Here is a 24,911-nt window from a genome sequence, read left to right as displayed (position 1 = left end):
TCCTCTTTTTAAGCTTTTGAGGTGAAAGCATGGAGATTCTCATATTGGGTGCTGGAGATGTTGGTAGGTTAATTGCTTTTGATCTTAGCAAGGATTACGAGGTTTTTATAGGAGATATAAATGAAAAACGATTAAAATTAGCTGAAGAGTTTGGGGCTACTATCCAGCTTGATGCGTCAAAGTTTGACCAATTGGTAGAAACAATGAGAAGGTTTGATTTTGTTATAGGGGCCTTACCAGGAAGATTTGGATTTACCACACTAAAAGCAGCGATAAAAGCCAAAAAAGATATGGTTGATGTCTCGTTTATGCCAGAGGACCCACTGAGGCTGGATGAGGATGCTAAAAAAGCAGGGGTGAGAATAGCTGTAGACGCAGGATTTGCACCAGGGTTAAGCAATATTTTAATGGGCTACATAGCATCCCAATTTGGAAAACTGGATGAGGGAGTAATAAGTGTTGGTGGATTGCCAAAAAACCCTAAGGCGCCCCTTTATTACAAGGTGGTCTTTTCACCATATGACTTAATAGAGGAGTACACACGTCCTGCTAGGATTATAAAAGGCGGACGTCTTGTGACAGTAGATCCTTTGGAAGAAATTAAAGAAGTTAAGATCGGAAATTTTGAGTTTGAAAGTTTTGTTAGTGATGGATTGAGAACCCTTTTAACAACGATTGAAGCAGACAACCTCTATGAGAATACTTTAAGGTGGAAGGGACACCTGGAAAGGATGAAAGTGCTGAAAGAACTTGGTTTCTTTAGAAAAGAGAACCTGGACTTCACAATGAAAGTAATTCTACCATTAATGCAGTTTGAAAGTGAGGATTTCTCAATAATGGAAGTCTACGGAAGAAGTGGAGACCAAGAAATCAAGTACTTCATGTATGATGAAGCTCGAGAAGGCTTTAGTTCAATGGCAAGAAGTACTGGATACATAACAGCAATAACAGCACGAATAATGCTAAAATACGAATTTGAGGCTGGAATCATCCCACCGGAGCTCTTTGGAATGGAAGAGGAACTATTTAAGTATATAGTAAAAGAAGTCAGAAAGAGAAATATAACACTGGAGGAGTATTATAAAGGCTTGTAGAATGGCGAGTTCAGACAAGTAACTCCTCCATCTCCTTTCCAAAACTCAGAAACGTCGAGAGTAATCGGTTTGAAACCCTCTCTCTTTAATTTTTCTTCGGTTTTTGAGTACCCTGCAGGAATTAGGACCATTTTATTCCCTAAGTATAGCATATTATTTGCATAAAGCTCCTCTTCTGGAATCGTTATTAGTTTGAATCCTTTGAAATAACTTACATCGATGATCTGAGGAGAAATTGTAATAGTCTTGTTTCCAAGATAACTAACAGCGGACAGTAAATGGAAGACTTTCGTCACTGGGACTCTAACAACCTTCACATGTGAGAAATACTTAGCAAATTGCTCAATACCAAGCCTGTTCGTTCGTTGAGATTCTCCAACAAAGATAACTCCTTGATCAGTTACTAAAACGTCGCCCCCTTCAAGTGTGCCAGGTGCTTGAATTTTGTTAATTTTGACTTCGTTGTCTAACAAAAACTTTTCAATGCTTTTTTCTTCTCCCCTTCTGCTTGGTTCTCCAAACCTTACTATTATGGCTACGCCTGAGGATGCTCCTATCACCGAAGTGTCCTGAACAAAAACGCTGTCAGGGTGGGTTTCTAATGGTTCAAGCTCAACAACATCAACCCCGTTTTCTCTGAGAACTTTCACATATTCTCTGTGTTGCTTCTGGGCTAGTTTGACATCTATTGTAGCATGCTGAGGGTTTGTTGAGACACAATTTTTATAACTCTCTCCTGGAGGTCTAACTATAACCCTATCAAATAATCTGTCCATTCAAAGCACCATATTTCAATACAAGCCTTATGCTAAAATAGTTTGCTCATGGGTTATGAAAAGAACACAACTACACTAATTGGGCTCACATTTAAAAGTCTTTTATATAACTTTTCAGTGGAGGGTGCTAAAATGCTGATAAAAGTCTTTGTTCCAGCACATATCACAGCATTCTTCATTCCAAAGTTTCATGAGGATCCATTGTTAGCAGGTTCTTTAGGTGCGGGGATTAATTTGGATAAAGGCACGAATATCTTTGTAAATATAGATAAAGAAGGCCTCGAGAGGCAGGTGCACATAGCTTTTAATGGAGAACCTGTTAAAGAAGATGATGCGATAATAAGTTATTCCGTCGCAAATGAAATGATTCCCACTGAATTCGTTGGAGAAGTTGAAATCTGGCAATATTTTGACTTTCCGAATGGTCATGGCTTTGGAAACAGCGCAGGTGGAGCCTTGGGAACGGCATTATCACTAGCGTATGCATTTAAAGAGAAGACCTTCCTTCAAGCTGCTCAAATAGCCCATAAATATGAAGTACAATATAAGGGTGGATTGGGAGACGTTATAGCTCAAATCCATGGTGGGGTAGAGATAAGAGTGAAAGCTGGTGCCCCTGGGATAGGTGTAGTGGACAACATCCTTTTTGAAGGGTATAAAGTGCTTGCTATTCCACTAGGGAGATTATCTACAAAAGAAATCCTTGATAGTGAAGTTGTCAAACTAATAGAAAAAGAGGGTATGCTAGCATTAGAAGAAGTTCTAAAACAGCCGAGAGTCGAGATTCTAATGAACGCTGCTAGAAGATTTTCGGAGAGGACAGGTTTATTATCAGGGGATATGCTTGAGATTGCTAGAGAGCTAGATAGAGTTTTAACTTTGCCCTCTTCAATGGTGATGCTAGGTAAAAGTCTTTTCGCCCTTTTAAAAGAGAATGAGATTGAAAAAACAAAGACAATGCTTGAAGAGCTTTCCATTGAAAATTATTATATCAGTGACATTTATAATCAAAAGCCTAAAGTAGAAAGATGGATGGAGGGAAGCTTATGAACATTCTTTATTTTACTCTCGCTATTGTGTCTCTATTTCTTGCAGTATTCCTAAATAAAAGTGGACAGAGAGGAATTGGACTCATGGCCTCTGGATTTGCGGGGGGATTTGCCTTTTTAGTAGTTTTTGAGGGTAGCAGATACCCACTTTCATTAGTATTTATTAGTGGTTTCATAGCGACAGTGTTTTTTGAGTACATCCGATTTAGACCGAGGTTTGGAGAAGATTAACCTTTTTATTTTTTAATGTAATAATGCACTATTGGTGGTGCGAATGCTTTACAAAGAGTTGGCTGAGTTATATAAAAGACTTGAAAAAACTACACTTAAAACTCTCAAAACAAAGTTTGTATCTGATTTTCTAAAATCTGTTACAAAGCCTGAGCTTCTTGAGATAGTCCCTTACATGATCCTTGGAAAAGTCTTTCCGGATTGGGATGAGAGAGAGCTAGGCGTTGGTGAGAAGCTTTTAATAAAAGCCGTGTCTATGGCAACAGGGATTAAGAGTGAGGAGATAGAGAACTCCATAAAAGACACCGGAGATCTCGGAGAGAGTATTGCCTTGGCCTTAAGTAAAAGAAAACAAAAAAGCTTCTTTTCTCAGCCCCTTACTTTGGAGAGAGTCTACAATACACTTGTCAAAGTTGCAGAAGCCTCGGGAGCAGGAAGTCAAGACCGAAAGCTCAAGTATCTTGCTAATCTCTTTATGGATGCCTCTCCAGAGGAAGGAAAATATCTTGCGAGAACCATTCTTGGGACAATGAGAACTGGAGTTGCGGAAGGTCTTTTGAGAGATGCTCTGGCCGATGCATTTAAAGTAAAAGTTGAACTTGTAGAAAGGGCGTACATGCTTACGAGTGATTTTGGATTCGTGGCAAAGGTTGCAAAGCTTGAGGGCAACGAAGGGTTAGCTAAAGTAGAAATACAAGTAGGTAAGCCCATAAGGCCCATGCTAGCCCAAATGGCTGCAAATGTTAGAGAGGCCTTGATAGAGATGGGTGGTGAGGCTGAGTTTGAAATTAAATACGATGGAGCTAGAGTCCAGGTTCACAAAGACGGGAATAACGTAGTCATCTATTCAAGACGTCTTGAAAACGTTACCAAATCGATTCCGGAAGTTGTTGAAAGGGTCAAAGAGGCTCTAAAAGCAAAGAAGGCTATAGTAGAAGGAGAACTCGTTGCTGTTGGAGAAGGGGGGCGGCCCAGACCCTTCCAGTATGTGCTCAGGAGATTCAGGAGAAAGTACAATATAGAAGAAATGATAGAGAAAATCCCACTTGAACTTAACCTCTTTGATGTCCTCTACGTAGATGGCAAAAACATGATAGATGTCCAATTTATGGAACGTAGAAAGGTTCTTGAGAGTATTGTAAATTCAAACGAATGGATAAAACCTGCAGAGAATCTCATAACAAAGAATCCAGAAGAAGCAGAAGAGTTTTATCACAAAGCCTTAGACTTGGGACATGAAGGCCTTATGGCCAAGAGACTAGACTCAGTTTATGAACCCGGTAACAGGGGCAAGAAATGGCTTAAGCTCAAACCCACAATGGAAAACTTAGATCTGGTTATACTTGGAGCAGAATGGGGAGAAGGCAGGAGGAGTGGAGTACTTAGTTCGTTCCTTCTTGGAGCTTATGATCCAGTAAGAGGTGACTTTGTACCAGTGGGCAAGGTAGGAAGTGGGTTCACTGATGAGGATTTAATAGAATTTACAAAAATGCTTAAACCACTCATAAAGAAAGAACATGGCAAGGAAGTAGAATTAGAACCCAAAGTAGTTATAGAAGTAGCCTATCAAGAGATACAGAAGAGTCCTAAATACGAAAGCGGTTTTGCGCTTAGGTTCCCACGCTATATCTCCCTGAGAGAAGATAAAGGACCAGAAGATGCAGATACCATCCAGAGAGTAGCTGAGTTATACCAATTCCAAGAGAGAATGAAAGGAGGTAAATGATGGATTCTTCACTTTCCTTTTTAAAGTGGTTGACCTTTCACATCGTCAAGCAATGCTATGGAAGAACTAAATATAGTGGTGCCCACTAAAAGGGAGTTTAATAAAGGAGTGTTTCATCGCATTGGATACAAGCGTAAAGTTTTTAAACTCATTTTGGGGATACGTATCTGGACAGACGGAGTGGGCCGGTAGCTCAGCCTGGGATGAGCGCCGCCTTGGCAAGGCGGAGGCCCCGGGTTCAAATCCCGGCCGGTCCACCACAACTTTTCGGGCGGGCCCGTGGTCTAGACTGGTTATGACGCCACCCTGACAAGGTGGAGGTCCGGGGTTCGAATCCCCGCGGGCCCACCACCAGGCAAAAACTTTTCTGTTTGAATTGTTTATTCCTATTCGATGGTATATGACGTAAACAAGCTTTATTATCTGACTAGAATTTATCTTTCTAGTTATAGGGTCGTATAGTTTGATATTGATCCCTTTTTAAAGCTTTTAAAATTCATTAGAACGTTTCTCGTTATACTTGAAAGTCTCATTTTTCGAGCTGAAGGAGAAGTTAGAAGTCAAAATGTGGCCCGCCCGTAACGACCGCCCTCATTGAAGCCATAAGGCACTCTCAAGCGGCTTAACCCAGGCGGGCCAGAATAGTGTACTCGGCCAGGGTTTCCCACGGTCATTGTGCTCCGTAACGCGGAAGGCCCTTCCGTGGGGACCTCGCTATGGCCGAGCTGTTGCCCCTGCATCGCCCCCACCTTCATTAATTGGGTGGGTCCTCGCGCAGGGGCATTATAAATTAGGTACTTCCTTTATAAATCCTTATCTATTAATCTGGAGTACCAATTGGAGAAGTTCATTTAGGTCTTTTACATAGTAATCTGCACCTTCTATTCTGCCAAACCTCATAACTTGGACAACTTGCACTCCTGCTTTCTGTGCCGCTAGAATATCTGATAGGGAATCTCCAACCACAAGAGCTTCTTTAGGAAGAGTGTTTAGTGCTTTAAGAGCTTTGTTTATGAGATATGGGTTTGGTTTAGCACCATCAAGATACCTGTAATCTTTACCAAAGATAACGTCGAATTGATCTTTTATATTAAAAAGCTCCAATACAAATTCTGTACACTCTTGAGAAGCATTGCTAACAGCTGCGAGCTTTAAGCCAAGCTGTTTGAATTCTTTTAGTGTTCCAATATCAGGGAAGGCTTTTATTAATCCCCTTTCTGCTGCCCATTTCCTATATTTAAGCTTGGCTTTATCTATAGCTTTCCAGAATTCAACGTGATTCACTCCAAGCTTCTCTACCCAACTTCTTGGAAGTTCTCCTTTTACCATCTTCCTGTAAGTTTCAAAATTAATCTCAATCCCAAGCTTTTTTATTTCCTCCTCTCCCCAGTTTTTGAACCAATCCCTTCCATCGTATCCTTCATAGTAAACCAAGGTTTCGTCCACGTCAAATATCAGTCCTTTTATCATCTTCATCACTCTTCCATGGGAAATTTAGATTTTAAAAGTGAAATAAGGATATTCAAACTTATCCGACACCCACTGATAATGAGAACAACGTTCTTGTGTTTGAACCTCTTGGAATCTTTTAAGTATCCTGCAACGGAGAGGGCGGCTGCACCCTCCACCAGCATATGATGCCTTTCTAACATTAGGAGTATAGCGGTTGCAATTTCTTTTTCACTTACTAAAATGAAATCATCCACATATTTTTTACACAGATCAAAGGTTATTGAGTTTTTCTCGATTCCTCCAGCGGTGCCATCTGCTAGCGTTGGTTTTGATATCATTTGAAGAATCTTTTCTGCTTTTATTGAATGATACATAACGGCAGAATTTTCTGGTTGAACTCCGATTATCTTTATATTGGGGTTTAAGCTCTTTAGGTAACCCGCTATCCCCGATATAAGTCCTCCGCCCCCAACGGGTATAAGAACTGCATCAATCTCTTTTAACTCTCTTTCAAGTTCAATTCCTATAGTCCCTTGTCCTCCGATAATTTTGGGATCGTTATATGGAGGTACGTATATCATCCCATTCTTCTCGGCAAATTCTCGTGCAAATTTCTCAGTTTCAACAATATCCTTTCCATAAAACTTGAGCTCCACGTTATACTGCTCTATATCCTTGATTTTTGCAGGTGAGGCATTTTCGGGTAGGAAAACGATTCCGTTGAGACCGAGCTCGCTAGTAGCATAAGCAAATGCAACTCCATGATTGCCGCTGGAAGCTGTAATTATCTTTTTCCTCTTTTCTTCTTCACTCAAAGAAAGCAGTTTGTTGAGTACACCTCGAATTTTAAATGAACCAGTCACTTGAAAGTTCTCTAGCTTTAAATAGACATTAGCATCTCCTTTTTGACTTAAAAAATGTGAATATTCTAGGGGCGTTTCTCTTATGTATTTCCTAATTCGTTTCTCTGCTTCGGTAACCTCTTTAACTACATCGATCATTGAACCTCTCCCTCGAGTGAGGCTAAAAATTCCCTTAAGCGTTTCAATCCTTCTTTCATAACCTCAGTGGGGTTTCCATATCCTATACGAAGATGGTTTTCTATGCCGAAGCATGAGCCTGGAACGAGAAATGTGCTCTTTTCTTTCATGAGTTTTATAGCAAGTTCTTCTGATGGAATCTCAAGGTTATATTTTAGGAATGCAACAGTGCCAGCTTTTGGCGGAACCCAATCAATTAATGGTTCTTCTCGAACCCAATTCTCAAGAATCTTGAAGTTTGTGTGAAGTATTTTCAAGTTGCGCTCATATATTTTCTTTGCGTTTTTAACTGCAAGTGCAGCGAGCTTCTCTATGAGTATGCTAATGCTTATAGTAGTATAGTCTCTGTGAAGGACTAATTCTTTAGCAACATCTTCATTAGAAGTGGCTATCCATCCAAGGCGCAAGCCTGTTAGGGACAGAGGCTTTGAGAAAGAGCTCGTTGCTATTCCTCTATCTGAAATGTCAACTATTGATGGAACGTAATCATGAGGGTTTATATAAAGGCCTCTATACGATTCGTCGTTCAAGACATATGCGTTTGCATCCTCAGCAATTTCACTGATTCCTCTTAGCATTTTTTCATCCAAGAGGGCGCCAGTTGGATTGTTAGGACTATTTATTACTATGAGTTTTGTCTTTTTGTCCACCAACTCGTTCAGCTCGTCAAGGTTGGGCATCCATCCCTCCTCCTCATAAAGGTGCCAGAGTTTTACATTGGCACCAAAAGATTCGGGCACACTGTAGAGCTGTTGATATGTAGGGAAGATTGAGATAACAGTATCTCCCGGCTCAACCAAGCTGTAAAAGACCTGAAAGTTAGCATCTATAGCCCCATGAGTTGGGAAAATATTTTCTGCACTCACATGCTTATAAAAACTTGCCAACCCTTCCTTTAATTCTGGAAGGCCCTCAACATACCCATAAGTGAGCCTTAGGTCTTTAATTTCCTCTAAAAAATCTTCTTCTCCTACAAACTCTAGGAATTCTCCAAGAGTAAACGGCTTTACACAGGTTTCAGCTATGTTTATCTCTACATTATGTTCATGCTCTCCCATAAATCGTTCAACAAGAAAGGGTTTTACCTTCATGACAAGACCACCTAGTTAACAACCTAATCTAGAATGTATATAAATGTTGCCTGAAGTACATTTCAAAATTTGTAGCAAAAAGGGAGTAAAATATAGGGAAATAGATAAAATCGAGTTAAAAGGGTTCTTCAAAAGAGTTCCTCAAGCTTCACATCAATTTTATCTGGATTAAATGGCAACACGTGTCTTGTAGTTTTTGGAGAATAAACCTCTCCTCTCTTTACGAGTTCCATGACTTCTTCTTTACTTGGGGCCTTTCTTATGAAGACATAATCGATTTCACCTTTCTCCATGTCTTCTCCTGCATCTTCTTTAAGTCCATAGTATATGAGTTCTATTTCTCCTTCAACACTCATCTCATCAAGCACTTTACTGACTTTTTTCTGTTCATTAATAGCTCCAGGAATAGAGAACTTCTTTTCTTTACCAATTAAAGCAAATGCTATTTCTCCTCTTTCTGCTTTTTCTTCAGCTTCGGAATCCTCAATGATTTCTAATCCCTCTTTCTTTAGTCTTTCTAGAACCTTCTCAAGGTCTCCCTTAAAAGCAGGATACCATGTGTAGACCTTAACATCATCACTGAAGTAGTCTAGGATTACTGAGGGTGCTTTTTTGGCACCAAGTTTTTGTAAACCCGCCCATCTGTGGTGGCCATCTACTATTAGATACATGTCTTCTCCTGGGACTTTTGCCAAAAGCATAGGCTTCCAAAAAACTCCAGAGCCAGTTACGCTTTCAATAAACGCCTCAAGCTCTTTTTGGACAAGTTGCTCGTGAGGCTTCATTTTGTCAAGTTCAATAAAAACATATTCAACTTTTTTTGTTGGAATGTTGTATTTTGGAACTTTTTCGACACCCATCCTTCATACCTCCCCTGAAGTTACACTACTGTAAAACATTTCATGGAATAAAAGCTTTTCTTCTCATCTGAAGAGCGTTCTCTCTAGCACACCAGTGAATATGCATAAGTAGCCTTGTCTTTCTCTAAGGTACAGATCTTCCAGGGAGAGTAAACATTTTTCTTTGTTTTCCATGTTTAAATTTTGAAATAGAAAAGCCAATATTTTTGCGAAAACTTTAAATACTACCGTAATCAAAGCCCAACTGTAGCAGTTGTTTCTATTCTCAAGCTAAGAAAATATTCCTAAGGGGTGTGGGCTTTGGACAAAATTAAAGGCACAACAACAGTAGGCATTGTTTGTAGTGATGGAGTAGTCCTAGCTGCGGACAAGAGGGCTTCATTGGGCAACATGGTTATTTCAAGGGAGGTTACAAAAATTTTCCAAGTGGATGACCATTTAGTCCTAGCAGGAGCAGGCAGTGTAGGTGACATTTTAAGCCTTGTTAGAGTTCTCAGAGCACAAGCAAGGTTATACAAGGCAAAAGTTGGCAAAGAGATGAGCACAAAGGCCTTAGCGACACTAACATCCAACGTTTTGAGTGGCAGAAGGTACTTCCCCTATTTTGGCTGGTTCTTAATTGGTGGATATGATGAAAGCCCAAAGCTTTATTCGATTGACATGGCTGGGGGGATTACCGAAGATAAGTATGTTTCTGCAGGCTCTGGTATGGAGTTTGCGTATTCTGTTTTAGATAATGAATATAATGAAAAAATTACTCTAAAAAAGGGTGTTAAGCTTGCAATAAAAGCTATAAATACAGCAATAAAAAGAGATGTTTTTACTGGAGATGGGATAATGGTAGTTATTATAAGTGAAGAGGGATACAAAGAGCTTTCTAAGGAAGAAGTGGAGAAAATCCTCAAGAAACTTTAATTCTAAGAGGTGATTACGGTGATAAAAAGAGAAACAAGTGTTGATGAGATCTTAAAGGAGATTAGAGAGATTATAAATCAGATGATCCCACGAGAAGCTAGAATAACTGAAGTTGAATTTGAAGGACCAGAACTTGTTATCTATGTTAAAAACCCTGAAGTTGTAATGCAAGATGGTGAGCTCATAAAAAACCTTGCTAAAGTTTTAAAAAAGAGAATTAGTGTTAGACCTGACCCGGACGTTCTTTTGGCTCCGGAGAGAGCTGAAGAATTGATCAAGGAGATAGTGCCTTCTGAGGCGGAGATAACCAATATCAGTTTTGATCCTTCTGTTGGAGAAGTCATAATTGAAGCTAAAAAGCCAGGATTAGTTATCGGGAAAAATGGAGAAACCCTTAGAGAAATTACACAAAAAGTTTATTGGGCACCCAAAGTTATTAGAACACCTCCTTTACAGTCTCAGACAATATACTCAATTAGAGGAATACTTCAATCAGAGAGCAAAGATAGAAGGAAATTTTTGAGACAAGTAGGGAAAAACATATACAGAAAGCCAGAACTTAAAAGCGATTGGATAAGAATAACGGGTCTTGGTGGATTTAGGGAAGTTGGAAGAAGCGCTTTGTTACTTCAAACAAATGAAAGCTTTGTACTAGTAGATTTTGGAGTTAATGTCGCTGAGCTTAATGATCCTAAAAAAGGACTTCCTCATTTTGAGGCCCCAGAATTCACATACGTTCTTAAAGAGGGCCTGCTTGATGCTATAATAATTACTCATGCCCACTTAGACCACTCTGGCTTATTGCCATATCTATTTAGATACAACCTCTTTGATGGTCCTATTTATGCAACACCCCCAACAAGAGACTTGATGGTTCTCCTTCAGAAGGACTTCATTGAAATTCAGCAAAGTAATGGAGTTGAACCACTTTACAGAATGAAGGATATCAAGGAAGTCGTTAAGCACACTATAACCCTCGATTATGGAGAAGTTAGAGACATCTCACCAGACCTTAGACTTACTTTACATAATGCGGGCCATATTCTCGGTTCTTCAATAGCTCATCTTCATGTTGGAAATGGACTTCACAATATTGCTGTAACTGGAGATTTCAAATTTGTTCCAACAAAGCTTTTTGAACCAGCGAATGCAAAGTTTCCCAGGCTAGAGACCCTTATCATGGAGTCCACATATGGTGGAAGTAGAGATTACCAAATGCCAAGAGAAGAGGCAGAAAAGCGCCTTATTGAAGTAATTTTACAAACAATAAAACGCAAAGGAAAAGTTTTAATCCCTGCCATGGCCGTTGGAAGGTCTCAGGAGATCATGATAGTACTGGAGGAGTACGCCAGAGTTGGGGGTTTAGATGCTCCAATTTATCTTGATGGAATGATTTGGGAGGCCACGGCAATACATACGGCATATCCAGAATACTTAAGCAAGAATCTGAGGAATCAGATATTCCATGAAGGTTATAACCCCTTCCTAAACGAGATCTTTAAACCTGTTGCTAATGCTAGTGAAAGAAAAGATATAATAGAGAGTGAGGAGCCTGCTATAATCATAGCATCTTCGGGCATGTTAGTGGGTGGTCCGAGCGTTGAATATTTCAAGAACTTAGCTCCAGATCCAAGGAATTCTCTCATCTTTGTGAGCTATCAGGCAGAAGGCACTCTAGGTAGACAAGTTCAAAGGGGTCTTAGAGAGATACCAATGATTGGAGAGGGTGGAAGAACAGAAGCCATCCAAATAAACATGGAGATCCACACAATAGATGGATTCTCCGGTCACGCAGATAGAAGAGAGTTAATGAGCTATGTTGCAAGGGTAAAACCAAGACCAGAAAGGGTAATTACTGTACACGGAGAACCTCAAAAGTGTTTAGATTTGGCTTCAAGCATTCACAAGAAATTTGGTATCTCAACAAGAGCTCCTAACAATTTAGATGCAATTAGACTCAAGTGATCTTTCCTTAATTTTTTGGTGAGTAAATATGATAAAGTGTCCCAAGTGTGGAAGGGAATATACCTCTCTCCTCCCTCCAAAATGTTCGTGTGGAACTCCGCTTGAGATTAGATATGACTATTCCAAAGTAAAAATAAATAAATGGAAATCCCGAGAAAAAGGGGTTTGGAAATATAAAGAGCTTCTCCCTCCTGTTGAAAGAGTAATCTCTCTTAAGGAGGGTGGGACACCTTTAGTAAGGGCTAAACTTGGGGAGAAAGTGGGACTTGAGGTTTTTATTAAGGATGAGACCCGAAACCCTACGGGATCTTTTAGAGATAGGTTAGCAACAGTAGGCGTTTCTTATGGCCTTCCTTGGAGTAACAATGGATTTATTGTGGCAAGTGATGGAAATGCAGCGGCATCATTGGCAGCGTATGCTGCTAGGGCAAATAAAGAAGCATTCGTAGTTGTTCCTAAAAAGGTGGATCGTGGGAAGCTTATCCAGATGATAGCATTTGGGGCGAAGATTATAAGGTATGGTGACAGTGTGGACGAGTGCATTGAATACGCATCAGAACTTTCTCGATTAAATGGCCTTTATGATATAACTCCTGAAAATAATATAGTTGGAGTGGAAGGTCAGAAGACTCTTGCGTTCGAACTCTGGGAGGAAGTTAATCCCACTCATGTCATAGTACCTACAGGAAGTGGGAGCAATATTTACAGCATATACAAAGGTTTCAAAGAACTTTTAGAGATAGGTGTTATAGAGGAGGTCCCAAAATTAATTGCAGTACAGACAGAGAACTGTTCCCCAATAGCAGCGGAAATAATAGGCATACCAGCGAAGAGAGATTTTACAAAAGCTCTTGGTCTCTATGTAAAGGATCCTATCAACAAGGAACTTGCAATAAATGCTATAAAAGAAAGTAAAGGGACTGCAGTAGTAATAAGAGAAGACGAGCTCGATCTTGGAGAAAGAGTACTTGCCAAAGAGGGCGTTTTTGCAGAGTATTCTTCAGCAGTGGTAATTCCTGCTTTGCTTAAACTTCATGAAGAGGGCTATTTCGAGAAGGATGACAAGATAGCATTAGTTATAACCGGTTCCGGGCTTAAGAGTTACTATGTGGAGGAAAAGGAACGGTTTTCAATAGGTGGCACAAAATTGAACATACTAAAACTGCTAAGAGAAAAACCAATGTATGGATATGAAGTCTGGGAGAATCTAGAGAAACCTATAAAGTACCAAGCCGTTTATCAGCATGTAAAAGAACTCGAGAGTCTGGGATTAATAGAAGAAGCTTATAAACGTGGAAGAAGAACATATTACAGACTTACTGAAAAAGGACAAAGACTTCTTGAGAACTTTGAGGAATAATGGAAAGTATTTTAAATGAATCTTTAAACTAAGTTTTAGGTGATAAAGGGTGAATGTTGAAAACAAGATGTCACTCATATTTTATACAATTGGCGCAGTGGCAGGGATTATTAGCGGAGTACTCTCAACTCAGGCTCAAATGGGATACCTTGCAGGGCTACTAGTATACTTAGTATCACCGAAAATAGTTATGGCTGTTGTTAAGGATCTTCCTGAGGAACTTAAAGATGATAGAATCCTTCTTAGAAAGGGAATGTGGGGATTCTTGTTATTCTGGCTCTACTTCACGTTGCTTAGCTACAATCTAATCATCCAGCCAGAACCGAAGTTTTATTCAAATCAATCACTTCTTTACAACATAACGAAGGGATGATACATGGAAGAGCTAAAAAGACTGGTTGCAAAGGAGGCATTGAAGTTTATTGATGACGACATGATCATTGGTCTAGGTACGGGATCAACCACTGCTTATTTCATTCAAATGCTTGGGAAAAAGCTAATGACAGGGGAACTTGAAGACATTTATGGTATTCCAACCTCTCACCAATCTCGCCTTTTGGCCCTAGAAAGCGGTGTTCCTGTGGTAAGTCTTGATGAGGTTGATGCAATAGATATCGCTGTTGATGGAGCTGATGAAGTTGATCCACATCTTAATCTGATTAAAGGAAGAGGAGCAGCATTAACAATGGAGAAGATTATTGAGTATAGGGCTGGAACTTTCATAGTCCTTGTTGATGAGAGTAAACTAGTAGAGTATCTCGGCCAAAGAGTACCGGTACCAATTGAAGTTATTCCCGCCGCTTGGAGGGCTATTAAAGAAGAGTTAGAAGTATTTAATGCAACAGCAGAGCTCAGAATGGGAACCAAGAAGGATGGTCCCATAATTACGGATAATGGGAACTTTATCCTCGATGCGAAGTTTGAAAAGATTGAAGATCCTCTAGACATGGAAATTGAGCTCAACAATATTCCTGGGGTTGTGGAAAACGGGATCTTTGCAGATATTGCTGATATTGTTCTGGTTGGCACAAAAGAGGGTGTCAAAAAGTTAGAGAGATAAATTCTTTAAATAACTAAATAAAAGAACTTAACTTTCTATTCTTTCTGCCAAGTTTAGCACAATTCTAAGTGTATTTTGATCCCTCTCCACTCGAATCCATAAGCGGTTAAATTTGGATAAATCTTTGACAACTTCTGGGTTTTCTGTGAATCTTCTGTAAAAGTACTTCACAAATTCTGTGTGAAATGTGGGGGTGTAATAATCTATGAAATTAGGCAGTTCAAGCTTCCAAGTGCTTCTATTTGCATAGCCATATGGAAGATGAACTTTTTTATCAATATCAGAGATGTAGAAATCCCTGCTTAGGTTTGGGTAATTTTCGAGAAATAATTCCATTAGATCATTCGCCATCATTGCCAAGTTTGCTGATGTGAAGTCATAATTTCTATTCTTGAAGTCTTCAGCAAGCACTATTCCAATTATCTTTATTGTGAGATTTTCGCCACTTTTTTGTATTTCATACACTGTGGCATTTGAAATAAGCAGTTTTTCTTCCCTATAAATGGCCCATTTATTGTAATATGTGCCCAGATCCATGGGGGGCAAATTTTGATCCAAAAGGAAGTATTCGCCATCGATTTTAATTGCTGCCGTCGTATGTTTTGTACTTGAGTTTTCAAAGTTAATTTCAAATGCATATACTGGGGAATAGTCCATTTCTAGCAGTAGAGCTAGCGTTAAGATTGTGTAATCTGTACATATTCCTTTCCCTTTTTTGATAGTCTCATATGGGGTTTGGATTTCTGTTCCTTCTCCTCCTGTAACCCCAATAATAGTCCCGTTTTCAGAAATTTGTATTATTGGAGCTGGGAGAGAGGCTTTGTAATGATCATATTCGATGTTATTCTGAAGCCATTCTAGAATGTTCCACGCACTTTCTTGTACAGTTTGCCCCTTTAACTCTATTGCAAGATAGGAGATCTTTGTTAGTTCATTTGAACTTAATCCGCATTTTAGGGCTTCTTTGAATATGTATCTCCAAATACTGGGACAGGTGCTCTCGGGTAAAGAAGTAGTAGTTTCTATAGCAGTTGTAGTCGTAGTGGTGCTTGTGCTTGTGGTTTCTATAGTGGTTTGGGATGTTGTAGTAGTGGTAGTGGGAGAGGGGGTTGAGGTTGTTAAAGTCGGCAGCGGCTCTTTTGTCTCACCTTTTGTTCTGGTTGTAAAGTACCATGCACTAAAAGAGAGAAGAATCAATAGTATAAGCAATCCTGCTATGAGTTTTATTTTTGAAGTATCCTTAGACAAAGTGGTTGCCTCCTTTATTATTCATCTTATGGGGTTAAGTATTCCTTTTATTTAACAATTTTTGTATAGTGTATGAAAAAGAAAAATATCTTGTCTTCTTGTCTCTATTGAAATCACCATCTTAAAGGAAGAATAAGTTATAAGTTAGAAGTTTTTACGTAAAACACATAACTATAGAGTAGAAACTTAGAAGTTTTTTCATATTCAAATTTAAAGACCATAATCTTTTTAAAACTAAGGAGATGTATAGAGAAATGAACCCTGCGAAATGCGCGGGGGTTGCCGAGCCTGGTCAAAGGCGGTGGACTCAAGATCCACTCCCGTAGGGGTTCAGGGGTTCAAATCCCCTCCCCCGCACCATTAATATGCTCGAATGCTTTTCTCCTAGGTTTTCAAAATCTCTTGTCACATTTACAATTTTCAAATATTCACGAAATATCTTCAATTTATTGACAGCTTTAAAGAAATTTTTTTCAAAAATCCGATAACTCTTTCAATATGTCATCAAATTCTAAATTCAAGGTTATATTATTTTGATATTTATCAAATATTTAGTGAGTATTAAATATTTTCAAAAATAGTGCCAATGTTTAAAAATAACCAAAGTCAAGTACTGACACTATGACAATTAAGTATGCAAAAAGAATTAAATACTTAGTAATTGTAACAATATGACGAAAATCTACTGGAGGGTTTAAATGTGTTGCAAAAAATCTCTTTTGGAAAAAATTTGGTATTTGGATTGATTGCCTTGGTGGTCCTGTCCTTTGTGGCAGGATGTATTGGAGGGCAAACACAACCTTCAGAAACCCAAACTGCTCCAACAGAAACTTATGAGTTCAAAATGGCTACATTCTATTTGGCCGGTGACCCAGGATTTGAAATTGCTCAACATTTTGCTGACACAGTTGAAAAAATGTCCAATGGTAGGATAAAGATAGAGGTATATCAGGCAGGAGAGCTTGGTTTCCCCGTAACTGAAATCGTAGACTCCACAGCCAATGGCGTGGTTGATATGGCTATATTCTATAGTAGCTATTTGGCCTCTCAAGACCCAATTATGGCTCTTTCTGGAGGTAAACCAGGACCACTCTCAAACCCATATGAGGTTTTCTTCCAAGTAAAAGGTGTTGAAGACCTCATTAAAGCCACATTTGAAAAGTTTGGAGTGGTTTATATAGGACCAATGATATATGGAGAGCCAGAAATTCTCGTTACAACAACTCCTATAAACAGACTCGATGATCTAAATGGTAAAATCCTAAGATCTTCTGGTATGGCAGCAGTATTTTATAATACCCTCGGTGCTCAGGCCATGATGATGGCTTCTGGAGAACTTTACCAAGCTCTACAGCTTGGAACAATAGACGGTCTTGAGTGGACAGACTATACTGCCGATTATAAGATGGGTTTCCATGAGGTTGCCAAGTATGTTCTTGAGCCAACTCCGGGTATAAACTTGCACAGCGAAGCAACTATCCACGCTTACTTAATAATCAATCCAGCAGTATGGGAGAAACTCCCAGAAGACTTGAAGGAGATCATTAGAGTTGCCAACATGGAGACTTACCTCTGGGGTAGCCACTATGTTAACTCATTAAACAGAGAGTACAGAGCCAAGTGGGTTGAAGCAGGGGCTACAATTAGTAGACTACCGCCTGAAGACAATGCAAAGGTTATTGAGACTGCAATGGGCCTGTATGTTGAATATGCCAAAAAGAGCCCAGAGGCCCGTGAATACGTTACCAGGCTTGTTGAGATCTGGAAAGAATTGGGTCACGAAGACTGGGCTAATGCACTAGATGCTGCTTTGAAGCAAGGCTAAAAAGAGGTGATTAACCTTGGATCTAATAAGCAGGATTAATTCCAAACTTTCTTTTTTTATTATGTATTCTACGTTGGTCATAACTCTCGTTGTGGTCTATGAAGTAGGTACCAGATATTTCTTACACAGGGCTGATTCTAGGGCTATCTTCGTCTCAGTGTGGCTTTATGGAATGTTATTCGCTCTAGGAGGTGCATATACTCTACGTGAAGGAGGACACGTGTCGGTGGATATAATCTACAGAAAAGTGCCAGAAAAGTTCAGGAAAATCCTGGATATCGTAGATATTGGAATAGTGGCCATTTCTGGAGTCATATTAGTTCTAGTAGGAGCACCAATTGCATGGAGATCATTCGTGATTAGAGAAGTAGACTCTAGTTTGGGAATAGTTTTTGCTCCTCCGATATGGTGGTACAAATGGGTTGCTGTAATATCAGTGGTCCTTATAACGCTCCAAACCATTCCAATGATGTTAGAGAAGATTAAGCAATGGAGGTGACTCATCATGCCTAACATGATTATGCCATTTGTAATGTTCCTGTTCCTCTTTGGACTTATATTGCTAAATGTACCGGTAGCTTTTGCACTGTTCTTCACTTCGATGGTATTTGGGTTGATTTTCTGGGGATGGAATGGTTTGTATGTTACTTTTCAAGGAGTATGGAGCTTAATGAATAACTGGGCTCTTGTAGCTTTACCCCTGTTTGTGTTCATGTCCGCGCTTCTTGAGAAGAGTGGTGTAGCTGATGAGTTATTTACTACCTTCTATAAGCTTTTGGGTAGGATTAGAGGTTCTTTGGCAGTGATAGCGATAATTTTGGGTTATACTATTGGAGCAATGTCGGGAGTTATAGCAGCTGCCATAGCCAGTTTGGCACTAATTATATATCCTCTCATGGTTAGACATGGATATGATAAGAAGCTCGCCATAGGTTCAATACTAGCAGCTGGTACACTTCCCCAAGTCGTTCCTCCAAGTTTTAACATGATCGTTTATGGTTCTGTTGCTGGAGTTTCTGTTGGAAAACTCTTTGCTGGTGGACTTGGGGTTGGTACAGTGATGGCTTTGGTTTTCAGTATTTATGTGCTTGTATGGAGTCACTTAAACAAGGACAAGGTACCAGTATTTGCTGAGGAGGAGATCACTCTCAAAGAAAAGATAATCTCACTTAAATACCTAATTGGGCCGCTTGCTATAATACTTGGTGTACTTGGGTCAATATTCACAGGAATAGCAACGCCAACAGAAGCTTCTGGTGTAGGAGCATTCTTGAGTCTAATCTATGTTACTGTGAGAGGAAAACTAAATAGGAAAGTCATGGAGGACTCATTACTGGTTACATTAAAAGTGACTTCTATGGCATGTTGGATAATGGCGGGGGGATCAGCGTTTAGTTCAGTTTTCAGTGGAATTGGAGGTAAGAGGTTAGTGGTTGATCTGCTTATGTCACTTCCAGCAGCAAAAGTTACGGTTCTAATATTTTCACTAGCCTTAATATTCTTCCTTGGAATGTTCGTAGATCCAGTCTCAATCATAATGATAATGACTCCAATACTAACACCAGCAGTTACTAACTTGGGCTATGACCCTCTATGGTGGGGTGTGGCATTTACCTCAATGCTCTTGGTCTCGTATCTTACTCCTCCAGTAGGACTTGGACTATACTACTTTAAAGGGGCTATTGACGAAGTTTCAATGGACGAGATATATCAAGCCGTGCTTCCATTTATCGTATTGCAAGTGATAGCAATAGTCATTATAATTCTAAAACCGGAAATAGTTCTGTGGTTCATAAAGACCCTATCGAGAGGGGGATAAACTTCACCATGCTCTTATTCTATTTTTTGTTCTTTAACTAGAATCGGAATTTTTGTGAAGAATAAACTCTAAAAGCTCTAAGTATAATTTTTCTGTGGTGAGGAGAATGATAATTTATGAACCTATAATGCTCGCAATTCCACTTGCAGAAGAAGTGAAGACCCATCTTATAAAAACTAAAAAGGTCCCCACTGAAGGGGAACTCAAGAAAATTCTAGAGAGGTTAGGTCTCGAACCATTCTGTTCAGATAAAAAATTGGAGATCTACAAAGGAAAACATGTGTTGGTAATTGTTTTCCCTCTAAAAGAGTATATTACAGTTGATATTCTTCCTCTTTCAGGCGTTTTAAGCGATGGTATAGAAGTCGCTGTATATCACGACAAACACCTTAAGGCATATATAATTGAGATTATTCCAGCCAATGAACTAGGGTTTGAAGGAAATATTGGTCTAGAACCCGTTATTGTAGATGCTAATACATTCGAATTAAAGAGCACTCCGGTATTAGGGTATTTTAAAGAAGAGGGAGATGAAGTCTTTTTAATAGTGGAGAAAGATGTTTATAAAATTTGGAAGGAGAGTGGAAAACTAGACATTTGTCCAATATGTGGAGCTAAAAACCTAGCTTGGAAAGGAAAACAAGCTTACTGTACGTCTTGTGGATTTGGGATAAAGGTGATGAGAGATGAGTAGGCTTGTCAAAAGCATTATAGAGAAATATTCCCATTTGGCACATGAAAGAGGCTTAACGGCAGCTTTTGGGGGGAATTTAAGCATCCTATTCAATGGAAAAATATTTATAAAGGCTACGGGATCTGTGATGGATGATCTTACCTCAGAACAGATAGCAGTAGTAGACCTAGAAGGTAATCCTTTGAATCCCATTCGTCCATCTTCTGAGTGGAAGCTTCATGTAGAAGTGTATAAACGAAGAAAAGACGTTAAAGCAATAGCACATCTTCATCCTCCTTATTCTATAATCTCCTCAACCAAAGTCAAGGAAGAGCTTCCGATAATAACACCCGAAGCTGAGGTATATCTGAAGAAGATACCAATAGTCCCGTTTAAACCTGCAGGGAGCTGGGAATTAGCTAGAGAAACGGCAAAATACCTAGAGACGTATGATGCGGTTATTATGGAGAATCACGGGGTAGTGACTGTGGGAAGGAGTTTAAGAGAGGCGTATTATAAGGTAGAATTAGTAGAAGAAAGCGCAAAGTTATGGTATTTAAAAGAGAAAGGCATGTAAATCATTTGATTTGCTCCAAAGCTCCTAAAACTTCCCAGATTATCGTTCTTGTGTGCATTGGCATATTGGGATCTTCACTAATTTCTTCAAGAATCGCAATTGCATCTGCAGCTCTCACAGTTGGCTCTTTATTAGTGTCCATCAAGCTTTCTATGGCCTTCTCAGCAGCTCTTCTAATATTTCTAGGTACTATTGTGTCTTGGACAACTTGTTCCCTCAGAACCTGGACAATTTGTTGAATTCTTACTTCTACGTCGCTCATTTTTCCACCCCCGATTTAATAAGAATCGGTAACTAAAATTTCTCCACCATATATTGAACCTTGGTTATTAAAACCTTTTCGGTGTTTTTAGTATTCAACACCTTTTCTGGCCGATATTCCTTTTTGGTATGGGTGTTTTATTTCTTTCATTTCGGTCACGTAGTCTGCAATCTCAAAAAGCTCTTTTGGACAGTATCTCCCTGTGAATACTACTTCGGTGTTTGAGGCTTTTTCTTTTATGAGTTCTATAACTTCATCAACTTTAATCATCTTGAAACCTAGAGCCACACATATTTCGTCTAGAATTACGAGATCCCACTCTCCACTTCTCACAACCTCTTTTGCTCTTCTTAATGCCCTTCTTGCAGCTTCAATTTCTTCAGGTTCGGGCTTTCCATGCACGAATTTGGGGAGTCCGTAAGCTTCCAATACGATTCCACACTCTAAGGCTTTTTTCTGTTCGCCGTAAACATTAGGAGATTTTAAAAATTGTATTATAATGACCTTTCCCCCATTCCCAAGCATTCGAAGGGCTAAGCCCAATGCAGCTGTGGTTTTTCCTTTTCCGTCCCCTGTATAGATGTGGACTAGACCCAGTTTTTCTTTCCATTCTTCCACGGTTTTCACCACTTTAACTTAGTATTGGAGTATTTATCCGTTATGGAATAGCTTTTATTTTTTGGTGTTACACTTTCTTTGGTGGGAGGTTATGAAGGCCCTAGAACTTGGAATCCGAATAGGGGTTTTTGAACATGGGAAAATGAACTCTATTACCGATGTTAACGGAGTCAAAGTAGGGCATGTTACATTAATTTGGGGAGAGGGCAAGCTTATCCCTGGGAAAGGTCCTGTTAGAACAGGAGTAACTGCTATACTTCCACATGATGGCAATATTTATAAGGAAAAGGTTTTAGCAGGGGTTTTTGTTATGAATGGGTATGCGAAGCCAGTAGGACTCATCCAAGTGATGGAACTAGGAACCATTGAAACTCCACTACTTCTAACAAATACGTTAAGTGTTGGCGTGGCTACAGATGCTCTTATTGAATACATGCTAAAAGAAAATGAAGATATTGGAGTAACCACGGGATCAGTTAACCCTATTGTCATGGAATGTAATGACTCATACTTAAATGATATCCGAGGAAGACATGTGAAAAAAGAACACGTATTTGATGCAATTGAAAGCGCTAATAGGTATTTTAAAGAAGGCTCAGTTGGAGCTGGGACTGGGATGAGTGCCTTTGAGTTTAAGGGAGGAATTGGCTCATCTTCTAGGATTGTTGAGATAGCAGGAGAGGAATATAATGTTGGAGCATTGGTTTTGAGTAACTTTGGGAAAAGGGAGGATTTAACCATAGCTGGAGTTCCAGTTGGTATGGAATTAAAAGACTGGCCTGGAAGAGGTGGAAAAGGAAAAGGCAGTATCATAATGGTAATTGCTACTGATGCTCCATTAAATTCCCGACAACTAGGTAGAGTTGCAAAGAGGGCTATTGTTGGACTTGCAAGAACTGGAGGTTACGCTTACAATGGAAGTGGAGATATCGCTCTTGCATTTTCAACAGCCCAAAAAATTCCCCATTACATGGAAAAACCTTTAAAACTAGACGTTCTTCCCGATAGTTCCCTTTCCATGTTGTTCAAAGCTACCGCTGAAGCGGTGGAGGAAGCCATAATAAACTCCCTTCTTCAAGCAGAAACGATGGTAGGTAGGGATGGCCATATAAGGCATGCTCTTCCCAAAGACAAAGTTCTAGAGATCATGGAAAAATATGGACGACTTGAGAGGAGCTAAGTTTTTATGTTCTTCCTGAAATCATTTTCAGGTGGGTATTTTGAGAGTCAAACACTTGTTCCCCGGCTTAGAGCAATTTAGAGCATACTTAAACACTGCAAGTGCAGGGATGCTTCCTTTGACTTCTTTAAAACGTGTCTTAGATTTCCTAAACTATATTATAGACTTTAGAGAAGGTTCGGATTCTGTTGATGTTTTGGACGTGAAGTTTCTTAATGAGACACTTGAAGAGGGAGCAAAACTGATGAAAGTTAAGAAGGAAAACATTGGGCTGACAATTCAGACCACTGAAGGCTTGAGAAGAATTTTAATGGCTCTAACGCCAAAAGAAAGGATGAATATAGTCTCTCTCGATATGGAATTTCCTTCCCTTTCATGTCTTTTGAAGAGCTATTCGGAGAAATATAAACTTGAACTTAGGGTTGTTAAAAACAAAAATGGTTGGTATTCCCTTGAAGAGATTGAAAAATCAATAGATGACAAAACTTTTGCTGTAGTTATAAGCTCAATCCAATGGATTTCAGGACAAAGGATTGATCTTAAAGAACTCTCGAAAATAGTCCATGAGCATGGAGCATGGCTTATTGTAGATGCTGTCCAACACCTTGGAAGCTTAACTCTCTTCCCTAAGAGAGAAGGGGTAGATGCCCTTGTTGCTGGTGGTGAAAAATGGCTTTTAAATCCTGCTGTGGGTTCAGGCCTCATGTATCTTTCTGATGAAATCCTAGAGGAACTCTCCCCAATTCCAGGCCTACTGAATATGGAGGCTCCAACAGGTGAGTGGGGGCTCTGGTGGAGTATTCCAGAGAAAAATCCATGGGAAGATTTCGTATTAAGGAAAGATGCAAAAAAGATGGATTTTGGAGGCGGACCTCCATACCTTCTGGCAGTTACCTTAGGGGCATCATTGGAGCTAATAAATAGGCTCCAAATTGAAAAAATTGAGAACCATAATAAGAAGCTTATAGCAAGAATTAGAGATGAAATATTAAGCGCCGGACTTGAGGTTATTGGAGATCATAATGAACATGAGTGTTCTTCTATAATAACAGTAAAAACTGGACTGAGTTATGAAAAAGAAAAAAAGATCTATCAAAGACTCTTAGAGGAAGGCATAAAAATAAGCCATAGAGGAGTTCTTGGACATTATGGCTTGCGGATATCTCCTCATCTATACAATGACATGGATGAAGTAGAGATATTCCTTGAACATCTCTTTAAGAACTTGGTTAAACTTTAATTTCCTTGTATTTCTTTTTCATTAATATGGCATCGCCTTCTATGTTTGGGCTCTCGCTTATTACAACTCCTTTCACTCTGAATTCTTTGAGTATAGCTAGGAGATCCTCCCATTTCATGTCGCTTTCCTGCAGATTTAGGTGATTTTTTTCACCTTTTTCAGAGTAGTTTATTCCACTTATGTGAATATGCATGTTATCTAAGGCTTCTCGTCCTAGCTCTTGCTCGATTAGGGAGAGCATTTCGTTCCATTCTTCTATGCTATTGTATCTCCCCCTATTTCTGGCATGGCAATGTGCAAAATCTATTGCAGGTAAAACATGCTCTAATTCTTGACTCAAGCGTATGAGCTCTTTTAAATCTCCAAATTGAGTGGGTTTTCCGGTGAGTTCTGGTCGAACCCATACCTCCACTCCTTTATCCTGCAAAGTCTTTACGATATCTCTTATTTCAGTTTTTATTTTCTCATATACTTTAGCAGGATCTTGTTTGAGATAGTAGCCTGCATGGAAAACTACACTCCATCCTCCAGCTTCGTAGAGTCTTTCAGCACTTTGAATTATTCTTCTTTTACTCGCCTCTACTTTTGCTCTTTCAGTTGCGTTTAAGTTTATGTAATAAGGTGCGTGAGCTGTCAGAAGCACGTCATTTTTTTGAGCAACTTCCCCGATCTTCTTTGCCATTTCAGGCTTTAAATTGATTCCTCTAACAAATTCAAGTTCCATAGCATCTAGACCCAGCTTTCTAACTTGTTCTATTCCAGTGATTGTAGATGGTTTAGGAGTTGAAATAGGTATTCCTGCAGTCCCAAATCTTAATCGCCTGACCTTTATCATTCTTATCACCTAAAA

General features: G+C 39.4%; 25 protein-coding genes and 3 tRNA genes. 19 read left to right on the top strand and 9 right to left on the bottom strand.

What is annotated here, in order from left to right; translation table 11 throughout:
- Positions 1 to 29 precede the first annotated feature (29 nt).
- Positions 30 to 1,094 carry a saccharopine dehydrogenase family protein gene (locus EP1X_RS08305; protein ID WP_055283520.1) on the top strand — a complete coding sequence of 355 codons (1,065 nt, stop codon included), beginning with the start codon at positions 30 to 32 and terminating at the stop codon, positions 1,092 to 1,094.
- On the opposite strand, the gene EP1X_RS08300 is transcribed toward EP1X_RS08305, so the two are convergent.
- A complete protein-coding gene (locus EP1X_RS08300; protein ID WP_055283518.1) occupies positions 1,079 to 1,870 on the bottom strand; it encodes a dimethylarginine dimethylaminohydrolase family protein in 792 nt (263 codons plus the stop codon). The genes EP1X_RS08305 and EP1X_RS08300 overlap by 16 nt on opposite strands.
- Positions 1,871 to 2,002: 132 nt before the next feature.
- Here EP1X_RS08300 and EP1X_RS08295 point away from each other — a divergent pair, with 132 nt between their 5' ends.
- From EP1X_RS08295 to EP1X_RS08275, 5 genes are all read left to right on the top strand, one after another.
- Positions 2,003 to 2,920 carry a pantoate kinase gene (locus EP1X_RS08295; RefSeq protein ID WP_055283516.1) on the top strand — a complete coding sequence of 306 codons (918 nt, stop codon included), beginning with the start codon at positions 2,003 to 2,005 and terminating at the stop codon, positions 2,918 to 2,920.
- Entirely contained in the window at positions 2,917 to 3,150 is a 234-nt protein-coding gene (locus EP1X_RS08290) for a hypothetical protein (RefSeq protein ID WP_253276562.1), read from the top strand. Before EP1X_RS08295 ends, EP1X_RS08290 begins: the two co-directional genes overlap by 4 nt.
- A 43-nt stretch (positions 3,151 to 3,193) precedes the next feature.
- A complete protein-coding gene (locus EP1X_RS08285; protein ID WP_055283512.1) occupies positions 3,194 to 4,876 on the top strand; it encodes an ATP-dependent DNA ligase in 1,683 nt (560 codons plus the stop codon).
- A gap of 182 nt (positions 4,877 to 5,058) precedes the next feature.
- Positions 5,059 to 5,136 (top strand) — tRNA-Ala (locus EP1X_RS08280).
- A gap of 13 nt (positions 5,137 to 5,149) precedes the next feature.
- Positions 5,150 to 5,227 (top strand) — tRNA-Val (locus EP1X_RS08275).
- A 462-nt stretch (positions 5,228 to 5,689) separates the two neighbouring features.
- Here EP1X_RS08275 and EP1X_RS08265 read toward each other — a convergent pair.
- The 4 genes from EP1X_RS08265 to serK form a co-directional block, all read right to left on the bottom strand.
- Complete coding sequence (locus tag EP1X_RS08265; protein WP_371180450.1) at positions 5,690 to 6,352, bottom strand: HAD family hydrolase; 663 nt, start codon at positions 6,350 to 6,352, stop codon at positions 5,690 to 5,692.
- On the bottom strand, positions 6,352 to 7,329 hold the full coding sequence (locus EP1X_RS08260; RefSeq protein ID WP_055283507.1) for a threonine/serine dehydratase: 978 nt from the start codon (positions 7,327 to 7,329) through the stop codon (positions 6,352 to 6,354). Before EP1X_RS08260 ends, EP1X_RS08265 begins: the two co-directional genes overlap by 1 nt.
- Complete coding sequence (locus EP1X_RS08255; RefSeq protein ID WP_055283506.1) at positions 7,326 to 8,459, bottom strand: aminotransferase class I/II-fold pyridoxal phosphate-dependent enzyme; 1,134 nt, start codon at positions 8,457 to 8,459, stop codon at positions 7,326 to 7,328. Before EP1X_RS08255 ends, EP1X_RS08260 begins: the two co-directional genes overlap by 4 nt.
- Positions 8,460 to 8,587: 128 nt before the next feature.
- The gene (gene serK, locus EP1X_RS08250) at positions 8,588 to 9,319 is read right to left on the bottom strand and encodes an L-serine kinase SerK (protein WP_055283504.1); all 732 of its coding nucleotides are present in this window, start codon (positions 9,317 to 9,319) and stop codon (positions 8,588 to 8,590) included.
- 291 nt (positions 9,320 to 9,610) lie between these two features.
- Between serK and psmB the strand changes: the two genes are divergently transcribed.
- From psmB to rpiA, 5 genes are read left to right on the top strand one after another with little or no spacing between them, the layout of a single operon-like run.
- Complete coding sequence (gene psmB, locus EP1X_RS08245) at positions 9,611 to 10,234, top strand: archaeal proteasome endopeptidase complex subunit beta (protein WP_055283502.1); 624 nt, start codon at positions 9,611 to 9,613, stop codon at positions 10,232 to 10,234.
- Positions 10,235 to 10,252: 18 nt separating this feature from the next.
- A complete protein-coding gene (locus EP1X_RS08240) occupies positions 10,253 to 12,199 on the top strand; it encodes a beta-CASP ribonuclease aCPSF1 (protein WP_055283500.1) in 1,947 nt (648 codons plus the stop codon).
- 28 nt (positions 12,200 to 12,227) lie between these two features.
- The gene (locus EP1X_RS08235; RefSeq protein ID WP_172672615.1) at positions 12,228 to 13,559 is read left to right on the top strand and encodes a pyridoxal-phosphate dependent enzyme; all 1,332 of its coding nucleotides are present in this window, start codon (positions 12,228 to 12,230) and stop codon (positions 13,557 to 13,559) included.
- Between the two features lie 49 nt (positions 13,560 to 13,608).
- Entirely contained in the window at positions 13,609 to 13,932 is a 324-nt protein-coding gene (locus EP1X_RS08230) for a hypothetical protein (RefSeq protein ID WP_055283498.1), read from the top strand.
- A 3-nt stretch (positions 13,933 to 13,935) separates the two neighbouring features.
- On the top strand, positions 13,936 to 14,619 hold the full coding sequence (gene rpiA, locus EP1X_RS08225) for a ribose-5-phosphate isomerase RpiA (protein ID WP_055283497.1): 684 nt from the start codon (positions 13,936 to 13,938) through the stop codon (positions 14,617 to 14,619).
- Between the two features lie 27 nt (positions 14,620 to 14,646).
- Here rpiA and EP1X_RS08220 read toward each other — a convergent pair whose 3' ends face one another.
- A complete protein-coding gene (locus EP1X_RS08220) occupies positions 14,647 to 15,867 on the bottom strand; it encodes a transglutaminase-like domain-containing protein (protein ID WP_055283495.1) in 1,221 nt (406 codons plus the stop codon).
- 272 nt (positions 15,868 to 16,139) lie between these two features.
- Here EP1X_RS08220 and EP1X_RS08215 point away from each other — a divergent pair.
- The 6 genes from EP1X_RS08215 (at position 16,140) to EP1X_RS08190 (ending at position 20,761) form a co-directional block, all read left to right on the top strand.
- Positions 16,140 to 16,227 (top strand) — tRNA-Leu (locus EP1X_RS08215).
- A 382-nt stretch (positions 16,228 to 16,609) separates the two neighbouring features.
- Positions 16,610 to 17,692, top strand: coding sequence for a TRAP transporter substrate-binding protein (locus tag EP1X_RS08210; protein WP_253276561.1), 1,083 nt, complete (start codon positions 16,610 to 16,612; stop codon positions 17,690 to 17,692).
- Positions 17,693 to 17,753: 61 nt separating this feature from the next.
- Positions 17,754 to 18,191, top strand: a complete 438-nt coding sequence (locus EP1X_RS08205; RefSeq protein ID WP_055283544.1) for a TRAP transporter small permease subunit — start codon at positions 17,754 to 17,756, stop codon at positions 18,189 to 18,191.
- Between the two features lie 6 nt (positions 18,192 to 18,197).
- On the top strand, positions 18,198 to 19,511 hold the full coding sequence (locus tag EP1X_RS08200) for a TRAP transporter large permease subunit (RefSeq protein WP_055283491.1): 1,314 nt from the start codon (positions 18,198 to 18,200) through the stop codon (positions 19,509 to 19,511).
- A 106-nt stretch (positions 19,512 to 19,617) separates the two neighbouring features.
- Complete coding sequence (locus tag EP1X_RS08195; protein ID WP_055283489.1) at positions 19,618 to 20,205, top strand: hypothetical protein; 588 nt, start codon at positions 19,618 to 19,620, stop codon at positions 20,203 to 20,205.
- Positions 20,198 to 20,761 (top strand): aldolase, encoded by a 564-nt coding sequence (locus EP1X_RS08190; protein ID WP_055283487.1) that lies wholly within the window; start codon positions 20,198 to 20,200, stop codon positions 20,759 to 20,761. Before EP1X_RS08195 ends, EP1X_RS08190 begins: the two co-directional genes overlap by 8 nt.
- A gap of 1 nt (position 20,762) precedes the next feature.
- Here the strand turns inward: EP1X_RS08190 and EP1X_RS08185 are convergent, their stop codons facing one another.
- Positions 20,763 to 21,023, bottom strand: a complete 261-nt coding sequence (locus EP1X_RS08185) for a UPF0147 family protein (RefSeq protein ID WP_055283486.1) — start codon at positions 21,021 to 21,023, stop codon at positions 20,763 to 20,765.
- Positions 21,024 to 21,110: 87 nt separating this feature from the next.
- A complete protein-coding gene (gene cobO, locus EP1X_RS08180; RefSeq protein WP_055283484.1) occupies positions 21,111 to 21,641 on the bottom strand; it encodes a cob(I)yrinic acid a,c-diamide adenosyltransferase in 531 nt (176 codons plus the stop codon).
- Between the two features lie 91 nt (positions 21,642 to 21,732).
- Here cobO and EP1X_RS08175 point away from each other — a divergent pair, with 91 nt between their 5' ends.
- Both EP1X_RS08175 and EP1X_RS08170 read left to right on the top strand, forming a co-directional pair.
- Positions 21,733 to 22,821 carry a P1 family peptidase gene (locus tag EP1X_RS08175; protein WP_055283482.1) on the top strand — a complete coding sequence of 363 codons (1,089 nt, stop codon included), beginning with the start codon at positions 21,733 to 21,735 and terminating at the stop codon, positions 22,819 to 22,821.
- Positions 22,822 to 22,861: 40 nt separating this feature from the next.
- Entirely contained in the window at positions 22,862 to 24,061 is a 1,200-nt protein-coding gene (locus EP1X_RS08170) for an aminotransferase class V-fold PLP-dependent enzyme (RefSeq protein ID WP_055283480.1), read from the top strand.
- On the opposite strand, the gene EP1X_RS08165 is transcribed toward EP1X_RS08170, so the two are convergent.
- On the bottom strand, positions 24,051 to 24,896 hold the full coding sequence (locus tag EP1X_RS08165; RefSeq protein ID WP_055283479.1) for a deoxyribonuclease IV: 846 nt from the start codon (positions 24,894 to 24,896) through the stop codon (positions 24,051 to 24,053). The two genes, EP1X_RS08170 and EP1X_RS08165, sit on opposite strands and share 11 nt — an antisense overlap.
- Between the last annotated feature and the right edge of the window lie 15 nt (positions 24,897 to 24,911).

It is taken from the genome of Thermococcus sp. EP1 (assembly GCF_001317345.1).
GTDB lineage: Archaea > Methanobacteriota_B > Thermococci > Thermococcales > Thermococcaceae > Thermococcus_A.
This window is presented reverse-complemented; position numbering and strand designations above follow the sequence as displayed.